Raw genomic sequence first — 17,650 nt, 5'->3', positions numbered from 1 at the left:
ACCTCCTCCGAAAAATGTGCCGCCGCCCCTGCGGGCGCGGCGCTGACGATGGCCGGATGCACATGACCCGGCGATGAACGATCCGCCTCAGATTCGGCCGCAGACCGTCACGATATGTCGCCAGCGGCTGATTGGCCATCCCGGCCACATCAGGCAGACCGGGACATTTGGCCCCGGCGCCCTGAAGGCGCATGACAACGAACACGATGTGCGACGATGCGGATCGCGCGCCAGAATCGCGAGATGCGGTGGGGTATCGCTTTGATGCCTGCAGATCAGCTGCCCGCTAGGGCACCTCGCCCCGCCTCACCGGACCAACGGTTTGCGGCCGGTTGAGGAAGAACTCGCGGTTGCCGAGTGCGGCCTCCGCATATTGGTCGATCGCCACGATGATCGCCTGCACGTGGTGAAAGCACCAGCCTTCCCGCGTCGCCATGTGCCGGACCTCGGCCAGCGCCTTGATCCAGGGCGCATGATCATCGCTGTCGTGGAAATACCGAAGCGGCTCTCTCATCTTTCCTCCGGCAGATCACGTCTTCCAGCCCGGCGCACTTACGCGACAGCAGCAGCTGTGCCGCCGCACTGTCGCGCCCGGTCCGCCTGAGCTGGTTCACCGCGGGAGCATTTCGATTCCGATTCAATCAGAACCGAAATGCTAGCGCGCGCAATTCGGCGCGCAGCCGCTGCATCCCGACCGCGTCATCACGCTCGCGCTTCGCCGGCGGCGAGCTCGCGCTTCGCCGCGCGAAGGAAGATGGGTGCCGTGGCGCGGCGGCGCGGAGCAACGCTCGCATGCACGATGATCGGCTCGCGGTCGCCCAGGACGCCCCGCTCCTCGACCAGGCGGCTCATGACGAGGCGCATCTTCAGGAGGTCCCCGGCGACGAAGGCGCAGTCCTCATCCCGGTTGATTTGCCCCCGCATGATGGCTTCGGCCTCGAGCATGCTGACGCGCAGCGCCCTGATCTGCCTTCGAATTTCGCTGATACGGTTATCCATGGCGGCTCCTATTCACGGTGGAAGGCAATTAGAACAAAACAAGAACACAGAGTCAAGCGGCCGAGCCCCCCGGTCATGCACTTTGTCGTCGAAACGCGATTGGGTAAGTTCCCGCCGCGGGAACCATTGGGGCAGCGGTTTTCACGATTCAACGTGGGGGTGCCGGATGAAGCAGGCTCAATCGAGCCGCGGGGCAAGCGCGTATCGCGAAGGATCACGGCGGACGCGAGCAAGCGTCAAGCCGAGTGAAGTCACAGCAGTCCGCCGCAGCTGTCCATGAGAGACAAACGGCCGACATATGACTGTGGAACAATACGCCCTTCAAACTTGTCTACTCGATTAGACAAGTTAAAATACGCACGATTCTGCCTTCGATTATTGCACAGTACATGCCCAAGTCTTCCAAGCTGGTCGCCGCGAAGCGCGGCAAGGTTCTTCTGGTTCGACGCCGATCTGACGGGTTGTGGATGTTTCCCGGCGGCCGCAGGCGCGCGCGAGAGACCGGGAAGGATTGTCTCAAGCGCGAGATCAAGGAAGAGCTGCCGAAGCTCAAGCTCGGCAGGCTCAGCCTCTGGAAGGAAGTGACGGCCAAGAACAAGCGTTCCGGCCGCAGGATGAGCGATGCGATCTTCATCGCCAAGAACGCCAAGGGAAGGCTGGCGATCGGCGACAAGAAGGAGATCGACCGCGCCGCCTGGCAGAAGCCTCGCGGACTTCGCCTGACGCCGACCTCGCGCTACATCCGCGATCGGCTGTTTCCGGGAAAGCAGCGACGCCGGAGATAGACGGACGGATATTCGCTGCTAGCGGAGAAGCGCAGACTTGCATCTTGCAAGCAAACTTGCACTTTGCAATTTGGCGTCTGCGTCGGCACACCTTGCCGATTTCTTGGGCTTCGCACACCATCGACGCGTGCCCGGCCAAGCGCTAAGAACGACGTGATCCGTCCGTATCGGACCATGACATCAGCCAGACTACCGCCAGAATGACCTTCCCTTCCAACCGCCAGCGGCGGCTGTTCAGAATTGTCTCCACACGTTGGCAACGTCGGGCCATCTTCCTGTTGGGCGGCATCGCCGTCGGTGCGGCAGCCGTCGCGCTCGCACAACTCGCCGATCTGGCGCAGATTGCCTTCTCCGCGCTGGTGTCGCATGTCCGTTATGCCTCTCTGGTGGTGACGCCCGTGGGCTTCGCCCTGTCGGTCTTCCTGACCAATCGCTTTTTCCAGAACGCGCAAGGCAGCGGCATCCCGCAGGCCATCGCTGCACGCCATCTGACCGACCAGACCGCCCGCGAAAGCCTGGTGTCGCTGCGCATTGCGGCCGGCAAGATTCTGCTGACCCTGTTCGGCCTGCTATGTGGCGCGTCGGTCGGGCGCGAGGGGCCGACGGTGCAGATCGGCGCGTCGATCATGTTTGCGCTCGGCCGCTTCTCGCCCCGCCGTCAACCGGGCTTGATCCTTGCCGGTGCAGCCGCGGGTGTCGCCGCAGCCTTCAACACCCCGCTAGCCGGGATCGTGTTCGGCATCGAGGAAATGAGCCGCGCCTTCGAGACGCGAACCAGCAGCCTGATCATCGGCGCAGTGATCGCCGCTGGTCTCACCTCGCTCGCTTTGATGGGCAACTACACTTATTTCGGCACCAGCGCGACGTCCCTGCGCAACGGGACCGACTGGCTCGCGGTCCCGCTCTGCGGCGTTGCCGGAGGTCTGGCGGGTGGTTTGTTCAGTCGCATTCTGATCGCAATGGCGCGCGGATTTGCCAATCCGGTCGGACGCACGATCAAGCGCTATCCGGTCGGCTTTGCGGCGATCTGCGGGTTTGCCGCTGCGATCTGCGGGATTGCTTCCGACGGCGCGATCTACGGTACGGGATATCAGCAGGTCAAATCCGCGCTCGAAGCCGGATCACAACTGCCTGCGAGCTTCAGCGTGTGGAAATTCCTGGCGACCGCATTTGCCTCGATCAGCGGCATGCCGGGCGGCATTTTCGCGCCTTCGCTCGCGGTCGGCGCCGGGCTCGGCTCCAACATCGCGCCGCTGTTTCACGGCGCTCCGCTGCCGGCTATCATCCTGCTCGGCATGGTTTCGTATTTCGCCGGCGTAGTTCAGGCGCCGATCACGGCCTTCGTCATCGTCACCGAGATGACCGACAATCACGCGATGGTCGTGCCGCTGATGGCCGCGGCCCTGATCGCCCACGCGAGTTCGCGCCTGATCTGCAAGGAAGGCGTGTATCACGCCCTCGCCAAGGGATTCGTCGAGCGGGCTCCATCGACGCAGAAGACGCCGCCGGCCTGATATTTCCGACTGGTCATGCTTCAGCCGTTGTAGGCAAACAACTCGATCGGCTCGCTGAAACCGCGTACCGGATGCTCGCCGACATGTTCGAGGGCGAAATCGCGTTCGACCAGGTCTGCAAAGGCGCGGGACAGCAGCACCGTCTTTTTCAACTGCTTGGTGAGGGCTTCAAGGCGCGAGGCCATGTTCACCGCAGGGCCGATGACGGTGAAGTCGAGCCGGGTGCGCGATCCGATATTGCCGTACATGACGTCGCCGACATGGACGCCGATGCCGTAATTCATCGGCGCCTTGCCCATCATGCTGTTCTTTTCGCCCAGCGCCGCCATCGCCAGCCGCGCCTCGGACACGGCGTGCAGCAGGTTGGCGCAGGCCTTGGGCTCGCTGAGCGGGAAAATCGCCAGCAGGCCGTCGCCGATGAATTTCAGGATTTCCCCCCCATGCCGCGCAATCGGCTCCGACATGGCGTCGAAATAGTCGTTGAGGAGATCGATGACGTCATCGCGCGGCCAAGAGTCCGAGATCCGGGTGAAATCCCTGAGATCGCAGATCATGATCGCGGCGCTGACCGTGGTCCCGCTGCCCCGCCGCGTCGCACCCGCCAGGATGAGTTCGCCGGCATGGGAGCCGACATAGGTCTCGAGCAGCGTTCGCGCCAGCCGGTTCTTCATCCGGATCTCGCTGACCAGCGCCAGCACCGGCAACACCCTTGATAGCTCGGCGATATGCGCATCGTCGAAACCGCCGGGACGGTCGGTCGCAAAGGTCACGACGTGGCGCTTGCCGAGCGTATGCAGCAGCGGCCATGCCACGTAGTCGGTCAGGCCTTGCGCGCGCATCTCGTCATAGAGCGCGTGCTTGCGGCCGGGCTCCCGTTCGAGCCGCTCGCGCACTTCGGCCGCGCCCTGATGGATTTCGTAGACCGGACTGCCGATATATTCCGAGCGCTCCCTGACCTCATAATCGACCCGCGTGATCTCGGCCTCGCGCTTGCCGTCGGCCCAGATGATCCGGGCGCCAAGCCATTGCGGATGCTGGATCAGAAGATTCATCGTCGCCCGCTTGAGCGGGATGCCCGTGCCCTGCAGCCGGATGCAGAGCTCGGCGAAGATATTGTCGATGAAGCGCTGGTCGCGGGTTTCGTTGGTCAGCCAGCTCACAATGTCGCCGTCGGACTGCGGCGTGACGCGATCGATGTTGGGCGGCGCGTTCATTTCTTGCTCCGGAGCAGCGAGTTGGATCGGGCAGCCGATATGTCGTGCTTCCGCCCGGCCGCGTCAACGCTGCCAGCAGCTATGTGATCGGGCAAATCGGCCCGGCCTGCCTCCGCGTGACGCCGTGAGGACGAGCGCTCTGCCCCCGACCGTGCTCAGGCGGCTAACCGCCCAGCCTGTCGACCTCGGCCTTGCCGGCCTTCATCACCAGCGGGATGTGCTCGCCCTGGCCGAGCAGGCACGCCACGTCGCGCAGCGGATTTCCCTCCACCACTAGGAGGTCGGCAAAAGCCTCCGGCGCGATCCGGCCGAGCTTGCCTTCCATGCCGAGCACCTCGGCGCCGACAATGGTCGCGCTCGCGATCACCGGCTGCGGGCCCAACAATTCGGCACGGATCCGGAACTCCTCGCTCTGCAAGCGCTGCGATGGTCCAAGCAGGTCGGTACCGAATCCCATCTTGACGCCGGCCTCGCGATAGATCGCGAGCGAGCGCAGGCCGGCATCGCGCACGTCGGCGATCTTGGCGACGCTCGCCGCAGGCAGGCCGTATTTCGCGCCCTCATTGGCCAGCGCCTCATAGGTGACGAGCGTCGGCACCACATAGGCGCCCTGCTCGGCCATCAGCCGCGCGGTTGGAAGATCAACCAGATTGCCGTGCTCGATGGTGCGCACGCCGCAGCGCACCGCGCGTTCGATCGCCTCGGCGGTGTAGGCATGGGCCAGCACGTAGGTGTGCCGCGCCTTCGCCTCGGCGACGATGGCGCGGATCTCGTCCTCGGAGTAGCCGAACGTGCCGATCGGATCGGTGGGCGACGCGACGCCGCCTGAGGCCATGATCTTGATCTGGTCGGCGCCCATCTGCAGCTCCTCGCGCACCGCCTTGCGCACGGCATCAACGCCGTCGACGACGCGCGCGATCGCGCCGACCCGCACGCAGCAGGAGCAGGTCGGATCGCTCAGATAATCCGAGCGAGCACGCCCGTCACCGTGACCGCCGGTCTGGCTCAGCGCGCGGCCGGAGACGAACAGCCTCGGGCCGTCGGTGAGGCCGGTGTCGATCGCCTGCTTCAGCGCGTAACCCGCGCCGCCGGCATCACGGACGGTGGTGAAGCCGCGCTTCAGCATGCCGCGCAGCAGCATGGTCGAGCGCAGCGTCACCAGCACGTTCGCCATCCTCGCCTGCTGCGACAGGTCGAGCTCGACGGCAACCGCATGGACATGCAGGTCGATCAGGCCGGGCATCAGGGTCTTGCCCCTGAGATCGATGACCCGGTCGGCTGAAGCCTCGATCGGCCGATCGGACACCTCCTTGATCAGGCGATCCTCGACCAGCACGTGATGCCCTTCGAGGAGATCGGCTCGCAGCGGATCAAGCAGCGCGGCATTCTTGAAGAGGATGGTGGACATGATGGTCTCCTGTCGGGATGCAGCGGGGTGATTACGCGGCTTCGCTTGCGATGTCTTCCAGCGAACGTCCGCGCGTCGGCACGCCCATCAGGACGACGGTAAGAGCGCCGATCAACAGCACTGACGTGGTGACGCCGAACACGCCGGCAAAACCGAACTTGGGATAGAGATAGCCGACCAGGATCGGCGCTGCGATCGCACCGATGCGGCCGATTGCGGACGCAAGCCCTGCCCCCGTGGTCCGGATCGCCGTCGGAAACACCTCCGCAGTGTAGGCATAGACACCCGCATAGGTGCCGTTCATGAAGAAGGACAGCAGCAGGCCAGCCGCCATGATCTCTCCGTCACTCTTGGCGAAGGCGAGCCCCAGCGCGCTGGCTCCCCCGAGCACCATGTAGGAGGCGATCGTGGCTTGCCTTCCGATCTGCTCGTTGAACCAGGCAGCGGTGAAATAGCCCGGGACCTGCGCGCAATACATCGCTAGCGAATAGCCAAAACTCTTGGTGATGCTCATGCCGTTCTGCACCAGCAGGCCGGGAATCCAGACGAAGAAGGAATAGTAGCTGAACGTGATCGACAGCCACATGATCCAGGTCATGGTGGTGATCCGCGCCTGTCGTCCCGCCAGCAGCGCGGCAAAATTGCTCGCTAGCGTTCCCGTCGAGACAGCGGGCGCAGCTGGCTCGGCGATTGGAGCCGGCAGCACGCGGCCCTCGCGCGCGAAGCCGGCCTCGATCTTGTCGAGCACCGCTTCGGCCTCCTTGGATCTGCCCCGGCTTTCCAGCCAGCGCGGCGATTCCGGCAGCGACCGGCGCCACCACAGCAGCATCACGACCGGCACGGCGGTGATGACGAGCACGATACGCCAGCCGTTCTCGTAAGCGGGCACAATGAAATAGCCGAGCAGCGCGGCGGCGACGAAACCGAACGAAAAGAAGCCTGCGAGCGCGCCCGTGAACGCGCCGCGGTAACGCCGCGCCACGAACTCCGCGAGGTATGGCGCGATGATCGCGCTCTCCGCGCCAGTGCCCATGCCGGCGACGACGCGGGCGGCGAAGAACGACGGCCAGCTATCCACCGCCGCGCTCACCAGCGAGGCCGCACTGTAGAGCGCGAGCGCGGACATCATCACCGCGCGGCGGCCGATCAGGTCGCCCAGCGTCCCCGCGAGCAGCGCGCCAAAGAGATAACCGACGAAGGTGCTGCTGCCGAGCACGCCGGTCTCGACATTGGTAAGCCCCCAGGCAGTGCGCAGCACCGGCAGGATGAAGGCCAGCACGGCGGCATCCATTGCGTCGAACAGATAGCCCAGGCCGCCCATCAGCAGCAGGTGCGCATGGAAACGCGCGAAAGGCAGGCGCTCGATGCGCGCCGAGATCATTGACATGAAAAGCCCCCTCCGCCCCACGGTCGGCACGCGCCGCGAGGTCAGCCTGGGGAATGATAGACAAATCAATATTATGGGAATAATTTATAATCGTTATCTGGTACATCACCATTGTGAATATAGCTCGTGTCGTTCCGCACGCTCGACCTCAACCTGCTGAAAGTCTTCGAGGCGCTGATGACCGAGGGCAGCGTCACCCGCGCCGCGAGCGCGCTGACGATGACGCAGCCCGCCGTCAGCAACGCGCTCGCCCGCTTGCGCGACGCGCTCGGCGATCCCCTGTTCGTGCGATCAGCCAGCGGCATCCGGCCGACGCAGCGCGCCGTGGCACTGTGGCAGCCGATCGGCGATGCGCTGGAGCACGTGCGCCACGCACTCGACGAGGACACCTTCGATCTGCGGCGCACCGAGGCCGAATTCAGCCTGTCGATGTCGGACTACGTATCCTCGCTGGTGATGCCGCGGCTGCTCAACCGCTTCAGCGAAATGGCGCCCTCGGCGCGCATCCACACCGTGCCCAACACCATCCTGGAGATCGGCGACCGGCTCGAGGACAACCGGGTCGATTGCGTGCTGAGCGTCTATGTCAATGAGGCGCAGCAGCCGCCGGCCGCAATCCGCTCACGCTCGTTATGGACCGTGGAGTATGCCTGCATGATGCGGCGGGATCATCCGCTCGCCGCCAGAAAGCGGCTCAACACCCGCAGCTTCCTCAACGCCAAGCACGTCGATGTCAGCCTCGCCGGCAAGACGCTGCCGACCTACGACCAGTTTCTCGCCTCGCGCGGGCTGTCGCGCAATCTGGTCGCGACCGTCAATCATTACAACGCCGCCTACGAGATCGTGCGGCAGTCCGACCTGATCGCGGTGCTGCCGCGCGATCTCAGCGCACAGTCTCGCCACGCACCGTTCCTACACATGATGCCCGTCCCGCTGCCGGCGCCGCCGCGCATCGTCAGCCTGTTCTGGCACCAGCGTAATGACACCGTCCCCGCGCAACGCTGGCTGCGCGACACGCTGGTGGAGATGTTTGCGCGGATGGAGTGAACAGGCGCACGGCGCGTCCCTGTCAGGTCGACGTGGGCGCGGGTTCGATCGACGCCGTGTCCGCGCTCGACGGCTGACCGCTCCGCGCCAGCGGACGTCCAAATAGCCGATGCAGCGCAAGGTAGCTCGTCATCGCAACACCGATGCCGGTGAGCCACGACAGGTCAACCCCGCCGGTCGCCAATGCAAGCGGACCTTGCATGGCCTTGATCGTGCCCATCTGGAAGGCCCACGCCGCTGCGAAACCGGCAGCAAATGCGATCAGCCCCGCCCAGTTGAAATCACGATCTCGACCCGGCTCCTCGTACAGCGACGGGATGTCGATCCGGCCGCGTCTGACGAGGAAGAAATCGGCGAGCGTGACTCCGGCCCATGGGCTGATCCAGACGATCAAGGCGACCATGAAATTGTCGAAGGCATGGGCAAAATCGCCCGATTGCAGGAACCCGTAGAGGATCGCGGTGGCGATCAGGCCGGACACCACCGAGATCACCCAACGCGGCCGCCGCAGATCGAGCGCGAGCGACGACAGCGCCGCCGAATAGATCACGACGATGTTGGTCGCGATCGGGCCATGGAGCAGCACCAGCAGCACCGGCAGCGCCATCGCACCAAAAGCTGCGATGATCAGCTTCGACGGATCGGAACCGGCGCCGGCGGATGCAATGGCCGCACCGAGAAAAGCGAGCCAGACCGTCGGCAGGAACATGCCGAGGAATGTCGCCCGAAACACCTTTGCGGCGCCGAGCGAGGGCCGGGTGAAGCGGGTATAGTCGGAGGCATAGGTGAGCCATGAAATGCCCCAGCCGATCCCGATCGCGGTCATCAGTTGCGTCGCCGCGGCGAATGCCGGCATGCCGGTGACGGTCGCGGACTGCCACCTGATATCGACGCGCAAGAAAGCGAGCGCGGTCATGACAGCCATGATCAGCAGGATGAACGGCATGGTGTAGCGCTCGAACACCTTGATGGCATTGAAGCCCCAGGCCGCGATGCCGACCTGGAACAGCATCACCAGCACCGCGATCGCGTATTTGAGCTCGACACCGCCGCCAACTCCCATCCGTTCGAGCGCCGCCATACAGAGGTCGAGCACGATCCAGGTGTTGACCGCAACCCATCCCATCGGCATCAGCACCTGCGCCAGCGCCGGCAGATAGGCACCGCGGCGGCCGAACGCCAGCCGGCCCAGCACCATCTGCGGCACGCCGGTGCGATGACCCATCAGGCAGAAGGCGGCAAACAACGCCGCGCCGAACAGGTTCCCGACAACGATGACGGCAAGCGTTTGCAGCAGGCTGAGGCCGAGCTGGATTCCGAGCGCGCCCAGCACCCAATTGATCGGCGCGATGTTCGCGCCGGTCCAGATCCAGAACTGATCGAACGATGACGACGTGCGGTGTGCCGCCGGTACCGGTTCAATTCCGTGGGCATCGAAGCCGGCCTCATCCTGCGCCGGAAGCTGTGTCTGCTTGAGCAACATGTTTCCCCCGTTGTCCGGCGCATTGGCTTGGGCCGGGATGGGGCATCTGAGCAGCAGGCAGCTGCGAGGCGATAATGAGAAATCCTCAAGCCGGGTTGAGACGACTTCGAGAGTGAAGTTTGCGCGCCGAAAATCGACAGATCGTGCCGCGACCAGGCTCCCAAGCCGCACCACCAGGGCGCGCCGCTTCACTATTGAGATTTTCTCAACTCACCTGCCGGATTCGTCAATCACGCCGGCCCGGGCACTGGGTCATTGTGCGGCCGACGCACTGCTCCCCAATCAGCCGAGGTCAGGGATGACGACACTTCTGCATATCGATGCCAGTCCGCGCGGCGACCGTTCGGTCAGCCGGAAGCTCTCCAAGTCGTTTGTCGAGCACTGGCTCACGCACGAGCCCGGCGCCACGGTGATCTCGCGTGACGTCGGCTGCAACCCGCCGCCCCTTATATCAGAGGCGTGGGTAGCCGCTGCCTTCACCGCGCCCGGCGACCGCACGGCCGAGCAGCACGACGAGCTTTGTCTCTCCGACGAATTGATCGACGAGCTTGAACGCGCCAACGTGATCGTCATCGGGGCGCCGATGCACAATTACGGCATGCCGGCTGCGTTGAAGTCATGGTTCGACAAGGTGATCCGCATCGACAAGACCTTCACCTTCGATCTCGCGCGCGGCGACTTTCCGCTCGAGCCGATCATGCGCGGCAAGACGCTGGTGGTGCTGAGTTCGCGCGGCGAATTCGGCTTTGGCCCCGGCGGGGTGCGAGAGGCCATGAACCATTTGGAGACCCACATCTTCACCTGCGCCCACTATCTCGGGGTGCAGGAGAGCCATCTGATCGCGGTCGACTACCAGGAGTTCAACGATGAACGCTATCAGCGGTCGGTCGCGGACGCCTTCGCCGCAATTCCAGTGCTGGTCCGGCAGTGTCTTGGGATCGACGGGCCTGTTAATGTGGCGGCGGAATGATGCGCAGCCGCCTGCTAGCTGTGCGAGGAAAGTCCGATGATACGCAATCCCATCCCCTGGCCGAACGGGGCGCGTTGCGCCTGTGCGATCACGTTCGACGTCGACGCCGACAGTCTCATTCACATCGCCCGGCCGAAGGATTCGTTCGACCGGCTCTATCCGATCACGATGGGACGTTACGGACCGACCGTCGGCGTGCCGCGCATCCTTCAGACCTATCGGCGCCTCGGGCTGAAACAGTCGTTCTTCATGCCGGCCTGGACCATGCAGCGCTATCCGGATGCGGTGGAAGCCATCCTCAGGGATGGCCACGAGATCGGCCATCACGGCTACATCCACGAAGATCCGACGGAGATTTCCTCGGCGGAGCAGCGCGAGGCGTTCGAACGCGCCCTCGACATTCACGTCGCGATGACCGGGCGCAAGCCGCGCGGCTACCGCGCGCCGGTCTACAACGCCAACCAGGCCACGATCGACCTCTTGATCGAGCACGGTTTTGTCTACGATTCGTCGCTGATGGCCGACGACATCCCGTACCAGATGCGCACCGCGCGCGGGTCGCTCTACGAGATGCCGCCGCATTGGGGATCGGACGATTGGCCGCCCTTCGCCCATTACGCGGAGATCGGCTACATGATGCCGGTCAAATCGCCGAGCGAAGGCCTTGCGGCCTCCTTCGAGGAGTTCGAGGCCGCCTATGAGGCCGGCGGATTCTGGATGGGAATCTGGCATCCGTTCCTGACCGGCCGGCTTGCCCGCTGGCGCGTGGTGGAGCACTGGCTCGAGCGGGTCGTCGCCGAACGCAAGGTCTGGTTCGCGCCGCTCGAGGCGATCGCCGCCCATGTTGACGGCCTGGTCAAGGCAGGCACCTACCAGGTCCGCGTCGAGACCCTGCCCTACTTCACGCAGCCCGTGTTATGACCCGTTCGGGAGTTGCACGAAATGTGGCCGCCTCTCCCCGCAGCCAATCGATGAATGCCGTCGCTGATTTGCGCCGGGCAGCGCTTGGCCCATCCACCAGACGATAGGCGAAGCCGGCAAGCGCGGGACCGTCGAGCCGACGCAGCGTGCCCTGGCGCAATTGCTCGTCCACCAGCGCATCGCTGCACAGCAGAGGTCCCAGCCCGCGTTCGGCGGCATGCAACGCCAACGGCTCCTCGCTGTACCATGAGATGCGGAAGTCCCCGCCGGGATCATGATCGGCCCCCGCGAGCCAGGCCGACCATGCCGGCGAATCCAGCGTGGCGTTCTTCCAGCGGAAGGCCAGCAGCGATCGCGAACGGACGTCGTCGATGGTGAGACGCGAACCGGGCGGACAGATCGCGCTCGCCGCAACCGCAATGTAGCGATCGCTGAACAGCACCGATTTCTCGCCGGCGCGGTCAGCGCGACCGTACCGGATGGCCAGATCGACGCCGTCGGCGCCCGGCGTCCTCACCTCTTCGGTCGCGTCGATGTGGACGACGAGTTGAGGAAACGCCGCGTTGAAGCGCGCGAGCCGCGGCATCAGCCAGCGCTCGGCGAAGGCGCGTGTGGTCGATACAGTGATCGCATCGCCATCGGCCGGCGGCCGGATCGCGGTGAAGGCGCTCGCCATACGGTCGAAGCCGTCGCGCAGCATCGGGAACACCGCATGGCCCTCCGCGGTCAACACGACCGCGCGGCCGGAGCGCTCGAACAGCTTGCGTCCGAGTATCGCCTCGAGTTGCCGGACCTGGTGACTGATCGCCGTCACCGTGACGCAGAGTTCATTGGCGGCGGCGGTAAAGCTCTCGTGACGCGCCGCCGCTTCGAACGCGCGGACGGCATTGAGGGGCGGCAGCTTGCGCATGGTCGGTTCTCCGCGCTGCCCGTATCAGGCGATGAGAAAGTGAGCGTCGGTCGGCCGCATGTCGTTCACCGGCACCATGTCCTGCGGACAGGCGGAGAACACGATGACCAGGTCCATCTCGGCGCGCAGCGCCACATACTGCCCGGCCTCGCTGACGGGAGACTTGAAGTCCAGCTTTCCATTGTCGGTGACGGGTACATTCATGAACAGATTGAGCGGAGCCGGTGTCACTGCAGCCGACAGGCCGACCGCCTCGAGCGCATGCGCCAGATTCTGCGTGCAATTGTCGTGATGGCCGACGGCACCGAGCTGACGATAGCGGTGAATGTCGCAAGCCGCGATCAACGTGTCGTGGATTCCCGGCGTCGTGTCGGCGACGAAGGTGAGGATCGCGCGGCGCCTGTTGGTGGTGAGCGTGTCGCCCACGCGGGGGACGAGGCGCAGCATCGATGCACGGCTGTGCTCCATCGACATGAACTCGCCGGTGTCGCGGGCATTGAAGGCCCAGGTATCGACCACCTGCTTGCCATGGGTGTTGACGACCGTGACCGTCTCTCCCGCATCGAGGCGAGCCGCCACGCCGTTGCGGGCTGGAATCAGGCGGGCGCGGGTCAGATCGATGGTTGCTGCGGTCACGTGGTGCCTCCTCAATGGCTCGTTGCGCCATTGGAGCACCGCTCGTCATGTAGTTCTAATAATATTAGTTGTGCCCATTATAGCAGATTCGTATAGTCACTCATGCGCCTCAGACAGCTCGAATGTTTCCGCGCCCTGATGCTCCACGGCACCATGACCAGGGCGGCCGAACTGCTCGGCATGTCGCAGCCCGGCATCAGCACGATGATCGCGGGCCTCGAGCACGAGACCGGGCTCAGCCTCTTCCTGCGTCGAGGCGGCCGCCTGCAACCGACCCCGGAAGCCAAGCTGTTCTATGTCGAGGCGGCGCGCGCCCTCGAAGCTGCCGACAACGCGTCGCGCGTTGCGGCCGAGATCAGGTCCGGGCGGCGCGGTCACCTCGCGATCGCGGCCTATCCGAGCATTTCGATCAATCTGCTGCCGCGCCTGCTGTCGCAATTCGCCAGGAATAAGCCCGAGCTGCAGATCAAGATCATCACGCGGAATTCCGCGACCGTCCGGGAGCTGATCTCGACGCAGCAATTCGATCTCGCGGTCGCCGAGCTACCGCTCGATTATCCGACGTCGCACATGGAGATGTTCTCGTATGAGTGCGTGTGCATGCTGCCGCATGCGCATCCGCTTGCGAAGCTCACGCAAATTACCCCGAACGACCTCGACGGCGTTCCCTTCGTCACGCTGTTTCGCGGCGACCCGATCTACCAGCAGCTGGCATCCGCCTTCTCCGAATATCGCGCGCGCTGGAACGTGGTCGCGGAGACCGAATTCTTCTCGACCGCGTGCCAGCTCGTCGCCGAGGGCCGCGGCGTCGGCATCGTCGATCCGGTGGTGAGCAAGCCCTTCACCGAAGGCCTCGCCATCCGCCCGTTCAAGCCAAAGATCCAGTACCAGATCGCGATCCTCTCCCCGACGCACGAGGCGCCGTCCCAGATCGCGCAGGATTTTGCGAAACTGCTGCGGCGCGGTTTGCGGGGGTGAGTTGCCGGCGGCGCATCGCTGGTTGCGCAGGGGCTGGTGGAGATGTTCGCGCAGATGGCGCGAGGAGTTGGTGCGCGTCACATACAGCCCGCCTTCGCCCTCCGGGCTTCGGCGCGGCAGCCTTCGCTCATTTCGCTACGATGGAGTTTTGCTGGCTTGCCCAGCCGAAGCTCGCGAAGCGAGCGAAGGCTGGTGGGGGAGGCAGGACTCGAACCTGCGAAGCCATGAGGCGGCTGATTTACAGTCAGCTCCCTTTGCCACTCGGGACACTCCCCCGTCCAACAGCATCAGACCGGCCGCGCGAGTGGCGGCGGACCGGTCATCGAAATGACGCTGATAACCGGCCGACCCGAAGCGGGTGCGCGGTCGGGCGCGTTTATGGGGGAAGGCGGTCCCCAAAGTCAACCAAGCCAGCCGGCTATTTGCCGGTTAAATTGCCAATATTCGGGAGCCGTGACACAAGCCTCACATGAGCGATCGCGACCGCAGACCCAATTTCCGAAGCAAGGGCGGTAAACCCTTCCAAAAACGGCCGAAATTCGGCCGCCCGGCGGCCCGGCGGGAGCGCGAATCCGGTTCCGACGGGCCGGTGATTCTGTATGGCTGGCACACGGTGGCGGCCGCGCTTGCCAACCCGGACCGCCAGATCCGCAAGCTTTACCTCACCGAGAACGCGGCCCGGCGGCTCGCCGAGGAAAACATCGCAACCCGCGTCACCCCGGAGCTCGTCCGGCCCGGCGACATCGACCGGCGCCTCACCCCCGATGCGGTGCATCAGGGCCTGCTGGCGGAAGCCGATCCCCTACCCTCGCCCGGCATCGACGCGCTGGCGCTGGAAGGCATCGTGCTGGTGCTCGACCAGATCACCGATCCGCATAATGTCGGCGCCATCCTGCGCTCGGCGGCGGCGTTCGCGGTGAAAGCGATCGTCACCACCGCCCGCCACAGCCCGGAGGCGACCGGCGTGCTGGCGAAATCCGCCTCCGGCGCGCTCGAGCTGGTGCCTGTTGTCACCGTGCAGAATCTGGCGCGCGCGCTGAACGAACTGAACGACCACGGCTTCCAGACCGTCGGCCTCGACAGCGAAGGCACGGAGGATCTCGGCAAGGTGCAGCTGCAGCAGCCGCTCGCGCTGGTGCTCGGCGCCGAAGGCAAGGGCCTGCGGCAATTGACGCGCGAGACCTGCCGCGTCGTCGCCCGCCTCGACATGCCCGGCGAGATCAAGAGCCTGAATGTGTCGAACGCCGCCGTGCTCGCGCTCTATATCGGCGCCAGCCGGCTCGGGCTGATGTAGCACGAACGCCCGCTCGCTTCACGCGAACGGGCGTTGATGTTTTCAACCGATCGTCGGATCAGTAGTAGCGGCGCAGCACGCGGTGGCCGTAATAGGCCGGCGCGTAGGCGCGACGCGGCGCATAGCCATAGCGATAGCCGTAGTGCGGGCGGTGGTACCAGGACCGATAGTGATGGCGATAGCCGTAGTGGCGATAGCCATAGCCGTAGGACGGGCGGCCATAACCTTCGCGGTAGTACGGACGCGGTGCCCAATTCCCCGGACCGGTGTAGGTCGGTCCCTGGTTGGCGTAATAGTACTGCTGCGCCGCGTCGGGATAGGCCGCATCCGGGTCGGGCAGACGTTCGACCGCACCGTAACCGCCATAGTAGCCACCGCAGCCGCCGCAGCCCGAATAGCCGTAGCCGTACCCGTAAGTCACCGCGGGCGCGGAATAGCCGCAAGGGTTGAAGCCGCACGCCATTGCGGGCGCGGTCACCATGACGGCCACGGCCGCAATCAGTCCTTTGATCATTTGACGCATTACTCTCTCCTGTAGGTCTTTGTCGTCGCGTAGCTCTTGATGGCTATGAAGGTCCCCGTTCGAGGGGCTCTTGATTTAGGGGTAGTCGATTTAAGGTCCTCGTGGACGCGGTCGCGGGACCGGACCCGGCAGCGGACGCGGCCCGTTGAACTGCGGCGCGTAGATCACCGGCGGCGGATCGACCGGCACGTTGGACTGTGCCGGGAGTGGCGCGGATTGCGCCCCCCAGGATTGATGATAGCTCTCGGCCGGCTTGGGCAGGCGGCGATTGGCCGGCGGCTCGATCTCGAGGCGGCCGTAACCCGGCATGTGACCGAGGCTCGGATAATAGTGGCCGACATTCGGCTCGGGGTCGATCGGGCGGCCGCCATAGACGGTCGGCACCATCGACTCGTTGCGGTTCAGCCCCATCGCGCTTTCGACCACCGCGTAGGAAGCGTCGACGCCGTTGATGATGATGGGCACGCCGGGGCGCACGGGCACGACGATGTCGAAGCCGCCGCCGGCCAGCGCCGTCGAGGTCATCGCAGCCAATATCGCCAGCGCAAGACTTCCGCGCATATCACCCAGCGTCCCGAATTGTTCCATCCGCAGCCTAATCCAATGGCTTGCCGGAAGGGTTAAGGACGCGGGCCAAACTGCCGGTAAGCCTAACGCGTAAGCATCGGCATCCGGTCAATGCAGTCGTGCGGGATCAGAAATCGTTAACGGCCGCCCGGGAGCATGATCCGGAAAAGTGCGAAGCGGTTTTCCGGAAAGATCATGCTCAAACAAAGAGCTAAAGCGCGATGACAATTCGACCGTCTCATCGCGCTCTAGGGAGGCGCCTGTGCGTCAGGTGAAGGCGTTCTCGATGATCGCGTGGATGCCGATCGCAATGGTGACCGCGCCGACCGCCATTTGCAGGCCGCGATTGGCCCAGGTCAGCCAGCGCGCCGAGGCCGCGAGCGGCACCGCGATCACGCTGGACAGCACGCCCATACCGATCATCGAGCCGACGCCGAACAGCGCGACATAGCCCAGCCCGATCACCGGGCTCGGCGCCTGCGACACCGTCAGCACCAAGAGCGCCGCCGAGCCAGCCATGCCGTGCATCAGGCCGACCAGCAGCGTGCGCCAGCGGAAGCCGTGCGCATGGCCATGTGCGGCGCGGACATGCGGGACGGTCTCATCGGCATGGCTGTGGGCGTGGAAATGCGTCGTGCCGTCGCCGTGCGAATGGGTGTGGAAGTGCACGCGGTCGCGCCACAGCCGCCACCAAACGTGCGCGCCGAGCCCGACCAGCATGAGGCCGACCGCGGTCTCGATCGGCTGCGCCACCGTCTCGGGAATCGCGCGCCCGAGCAGGATCGCCGCACCGGCAAAGATGAACAAGGTGAGCGTGTGGCCGAGGCCCCAGGTCAGGCCGTGCTTGACGATGTCACCAACATGGGTGCGCCGCGCCGCGATGCTCGATACCGCCGCGATGTGATCCGGCTCCAGCGCATGCTGCATGCCGAGCAGAAAGCCAAGACTCAAGATTCCGAACATCCATCCTCCTCGCCCGCGCGTGACGGCAGATCAAGCACCACATTGCCGATC

At 64.8% G+C, this 17,650-nt stretch carries 18 protein-coding genes and 1 tRNA gene; 7 read left to right on the top strand and 12 right to left on the bottom strand.

Going from position 1 to position 17,650, the window contains the following annotated elements:
• Positions 1-286: 286 nt before the first annotated feature.
• Positions 287-514: a hypothetical protein gene (locus ABIB78_RS25365; RefSeq protein ID WP_429029317.1), complete on the bottom strand. Its 228-nt coding sequence runs from the start codon at positions 512-514 to the stop codon at positions 287-289.
• Positions 515-702: 188 nt separating this feature from the next.
• Positions 703-999 carry a hypothetical protein gene (locus ABIB78_RS25360; RefSeq protein WP_429029316.1) on the bottom strand — a complete coding sequence of 99 codons (297 nt, stop codon included), beginning with the start codon at positions 997-999 and terminating at the stop codon, positions 703-705.
• A gap of 389 nt (positions 1,000-1,388) precedes the next feature.
• On the opposite strand from ABIB78_RS25360, the gene ABIB78_RS25355 reads away from it, so the two are divergent.
• Together ABIB78_RS25355 and ABIB78_RS25350 are read left to right on the top strand one after the other, a co-directional pair.
• On the top strand, positions 1,389-1,784 hold the full coding sequence (locus ABIB78_RS25355; protein WP_429029315.1) for an NUDIX hydrolase: 396 nt from the start codon (positions 1,389-1,391) through the stop codon (positions 1,782-1,784).
• A gap of 200 nt (positions 1,785-1,984) precedes the next feature.
• Complete coding sequence (locus ABIB78_RS25350; RefSeq protein WP_429029314.1) at positions 1,985-3,298, top strand: chloride channel protein; 1,314 nt, start codon at positions 1,985-1,987, stop codon at positions 3,296-3,298.
• Positions 3,299-3,318: 20 nt separating this feature from the next.
• Here the strand turns inward: ABIB78_RS25350 and ABIB78_RS25345 are convergent, their stop codons facing one another.
• The 3 genes from ABIB78_RS25345 to ABIB78_RS25335 form a co-directional block, all read right to left on the bottom strand.
• Positions 3,319-4,512 (bottom strand): adenylate/guanylate cyclase domain-containing protein, encoded by a 1,194-nt coding sequence (locus tag ABIB78_RS25345; protein ID WP_429029313.1) that lies wholly within the window; start codon positions 4,510-4,512, stop codon positions 3,319-3,321.
• 163 nt (positions 4,513-4,675) lie between these two features.
• Positions 4,676-5,920 (bottom strand): amidohydrolase family protein, encoded by a 1,245-nt coding sequence (locus tag ABIB78_RS25340; RefSeq protein ID WP_429029312.1) that lies wholly within the window; start codon positions 5,918-5,920, stop codon positions 4,676-4,678.
• Positions 5,921-5,951: 31 nt separating this feature from the next.
• The gene (locus tag ABIB78_RS25335; RefSeq protein ID WP_429029311.1) at positions 5,952-7,307 is read right to left on the bottom strand and encodes an MFS transporter; all 1,356 of its coding nucleotides are present in this window, start codon (positions 7,305-7,307) and stop codon (positions 5,952-5,954) included.
• Positions 7,308-7,433: 126 nt separating this feature from the next.
• Here ABIB78_RS25335 and ABIB78_RS25330 point away from each other — a divergent pair, with 126 nt between their 5' ends.
• A complete protein-coding gene (locus ABIB78_RS25330; protein WP_429029310.1) occupies positions 7,434-8,354 on the top strand; it encodes a LysR family transcriptional regulator in 921 nt (306 codons plus the stop codon).
• Between the two features lie 22 nt (positions 8,355-8,376).
• On the opposite strand, the gene ABIB78_RS25325 is transcribed toward ABIB78_RS25330, so the two are convergent.
• The gene (locus tag ABIB78_RS25325) at positions 8,377-9,837 is read right to left on the bottom strand and encodes a purine-cytosine permease family protein (RefSeq protein ID WP_429029309.1); all 1,461 of its coding nucleotides are present in this window, start codon (positions 9,835-9,837) and stop codon (positions 8,377-8,379) included.
• A 298-nt stretch (positions 9,838-10,135) separates the two neighbouring features.
• Here ABIB78_RS25325 and ABIB78_RS25320 point away from each other — a divergent pair, with 298 nt between their 5' ends.
• Positions 10,136-10,807, top strand: a complete 672-nt coding sequence (locus ABIB78_RS25320; protein ID WP_429029308.1) for an FMN-dependent NADH-azoreductase — start codon at positions 10,136-10,138, stop codon at positions 10,805-10,807.
• A 36-nt stretch (positions 10,808-10,843) separates the two neighbouring features.
• Positions 10,844-11,728, top strand: coding sequence for a polysaccharide deacetylase family protein (locus ABIB78_RS25315; RefSeq protein ID WP_429029307.1), 885 nt, complete (start codon positions 10,844-10,846; stop codon positions 11,726-11,728).
• Here ABIB78_RS25315 and ABIB78_RS25310 read toward each other — a convergent pair.
• Together ABIB78_RS25310 and ABIB78_RS25305 are read right to left on the bottom strand one after the other, a co-directional pair.
• The gene (locus ABIB78_RS25310; protein WP_429029306.1) at positions 11,709-12,638 is read right to left on the bottom strand and encodes a LysR substrate-binding domain-containing protein; all 930 of its coding nucleotides are present in this window, start codon (positions 12,636-12,638) and stop codon (positions 11,709-11,711) included. The genes ABIB78_RS25315 and ABIB78_RS25310 overlap by 20 nt on opposite strands.
• A gap of 24 nt (positions 12,639-12,662) precedes the next feature.
• A complete protein-coding gene (locus ABIB78_RS25305; RefSeq protein ID WP_429029305.1) occupies positions 12,663-13,274 on the bottom strand; it encodes a DUF1989 domain-containing protein in 612 nt (203 codons plus the stop codon).
• Positions 13,275-13,376: 102 nt separating this feature from the next.
• Between ABIB78_RS25305 and ABIB78_RS25300 the strand changes: the two genes are divergently transcribed.
• Positions 13,377-14,252 carry a LysR family transcriptional regulator gene (locus ABIB78_RS25300; protein ID WP_429029304.1) on the top strand — a complete coding sequence of 292 codons (876 nt, stop codon included), beginning with the start codon at positions 13,377-13,379 and terminating at the stop codon, positions 14,250-14,252.
• Between the two features lie 190 nt (positions 14,253-14,442).
• On the opposite strand, the gene ABIB78_RS25295 is transcribed toward ABIB78_RS25300, so the two are convergent.
• Positions 14,443-14,528: transfer RNA gene (locus tag ABIB78_RS25295), tRNA-Tyr, on the bottom strand.
• 193 nt (positions 14,529-14,721) lie between these two features.
• On the opposite strand from ABIB78_RS25295, the gene rlmB reads away from it, so the two are divergent.
• On the top strand, positions 14,722-15,546 hold the full coding sequence (gene rlmB, locus ABIB78_RS25290) for a 23S rRNA (guanosine(2251)-2'-O)-methyltransferase RlmB (RefSeq protein ID WP_429029303.1): 825 nt from the start codon (positions 14,722-14,724) through the stop codon (positions 15,544-15,546).
• A 58-nt stretch (positions 15,547-15,604) separates the two neighbouring features.
• On the opposite strand, the gene ABIB78_RS25285 is transcribed toward rlmB, so the two are convergent.
• From ABIB78_RS25285 to ABIB78_RS25275, 3 genes are all read right to left on the bottom strand, one after another.
• Positions 15,605-16,069 carry a hypothetical protein gene (locus ABIB78_RS25285; protein WP_429029302.1) on the bottom strand — a complete coding sequence of 155 codons (465 nt, stop codon included), beginning with the start codon at positions 16,067-16,069 and terminating at the stop codon, positions 15,605-15,607.
• Positions 16,070-16,159: 90 nt separating this feature from the next.
• The gene (locus ABIB78_RS25280) at positions 16,160-16,630 is read right to left on the bottom strand and encodes a hypothetical protein (RefSeq protein ID WP_429029301.1); all 471 of its coding nucleotides are present in this window, start codon (positions 16,628-16,630) and stop codon (positions 16,160-16,162) included.
• A gap of 273 nt (positions 16,631-16,903) precedes the next feature.
• Positions 16,904-17,599: an urease accessory protein gene (locus ABIB78_RS25275; protein WP_429029300.1), complete on the bottom strand. Its 696-nt coding sequence runs from the start codon at positions 17,597-17,599 to the stop codon at positions 16,904-16,906.
• Positions 17,600-17,650: the final 51 nt, after the last annotated feature.

The organism is Bradyrhizobium sp. I1.14.4 (genome assembly GCF_050435825.1).
In the GTDB taxonomy this organism is placed as follows: Bacteria; Pseudomonadota; Alphaproteobacteria; order Rhizobiales; family Xanthobacteraceae; genus Bradyrhizobium.
Note: the sequence above shows the minus strand (reverse complement) of the source record. Positions and strands in the feature narration are given on the sequence as shown.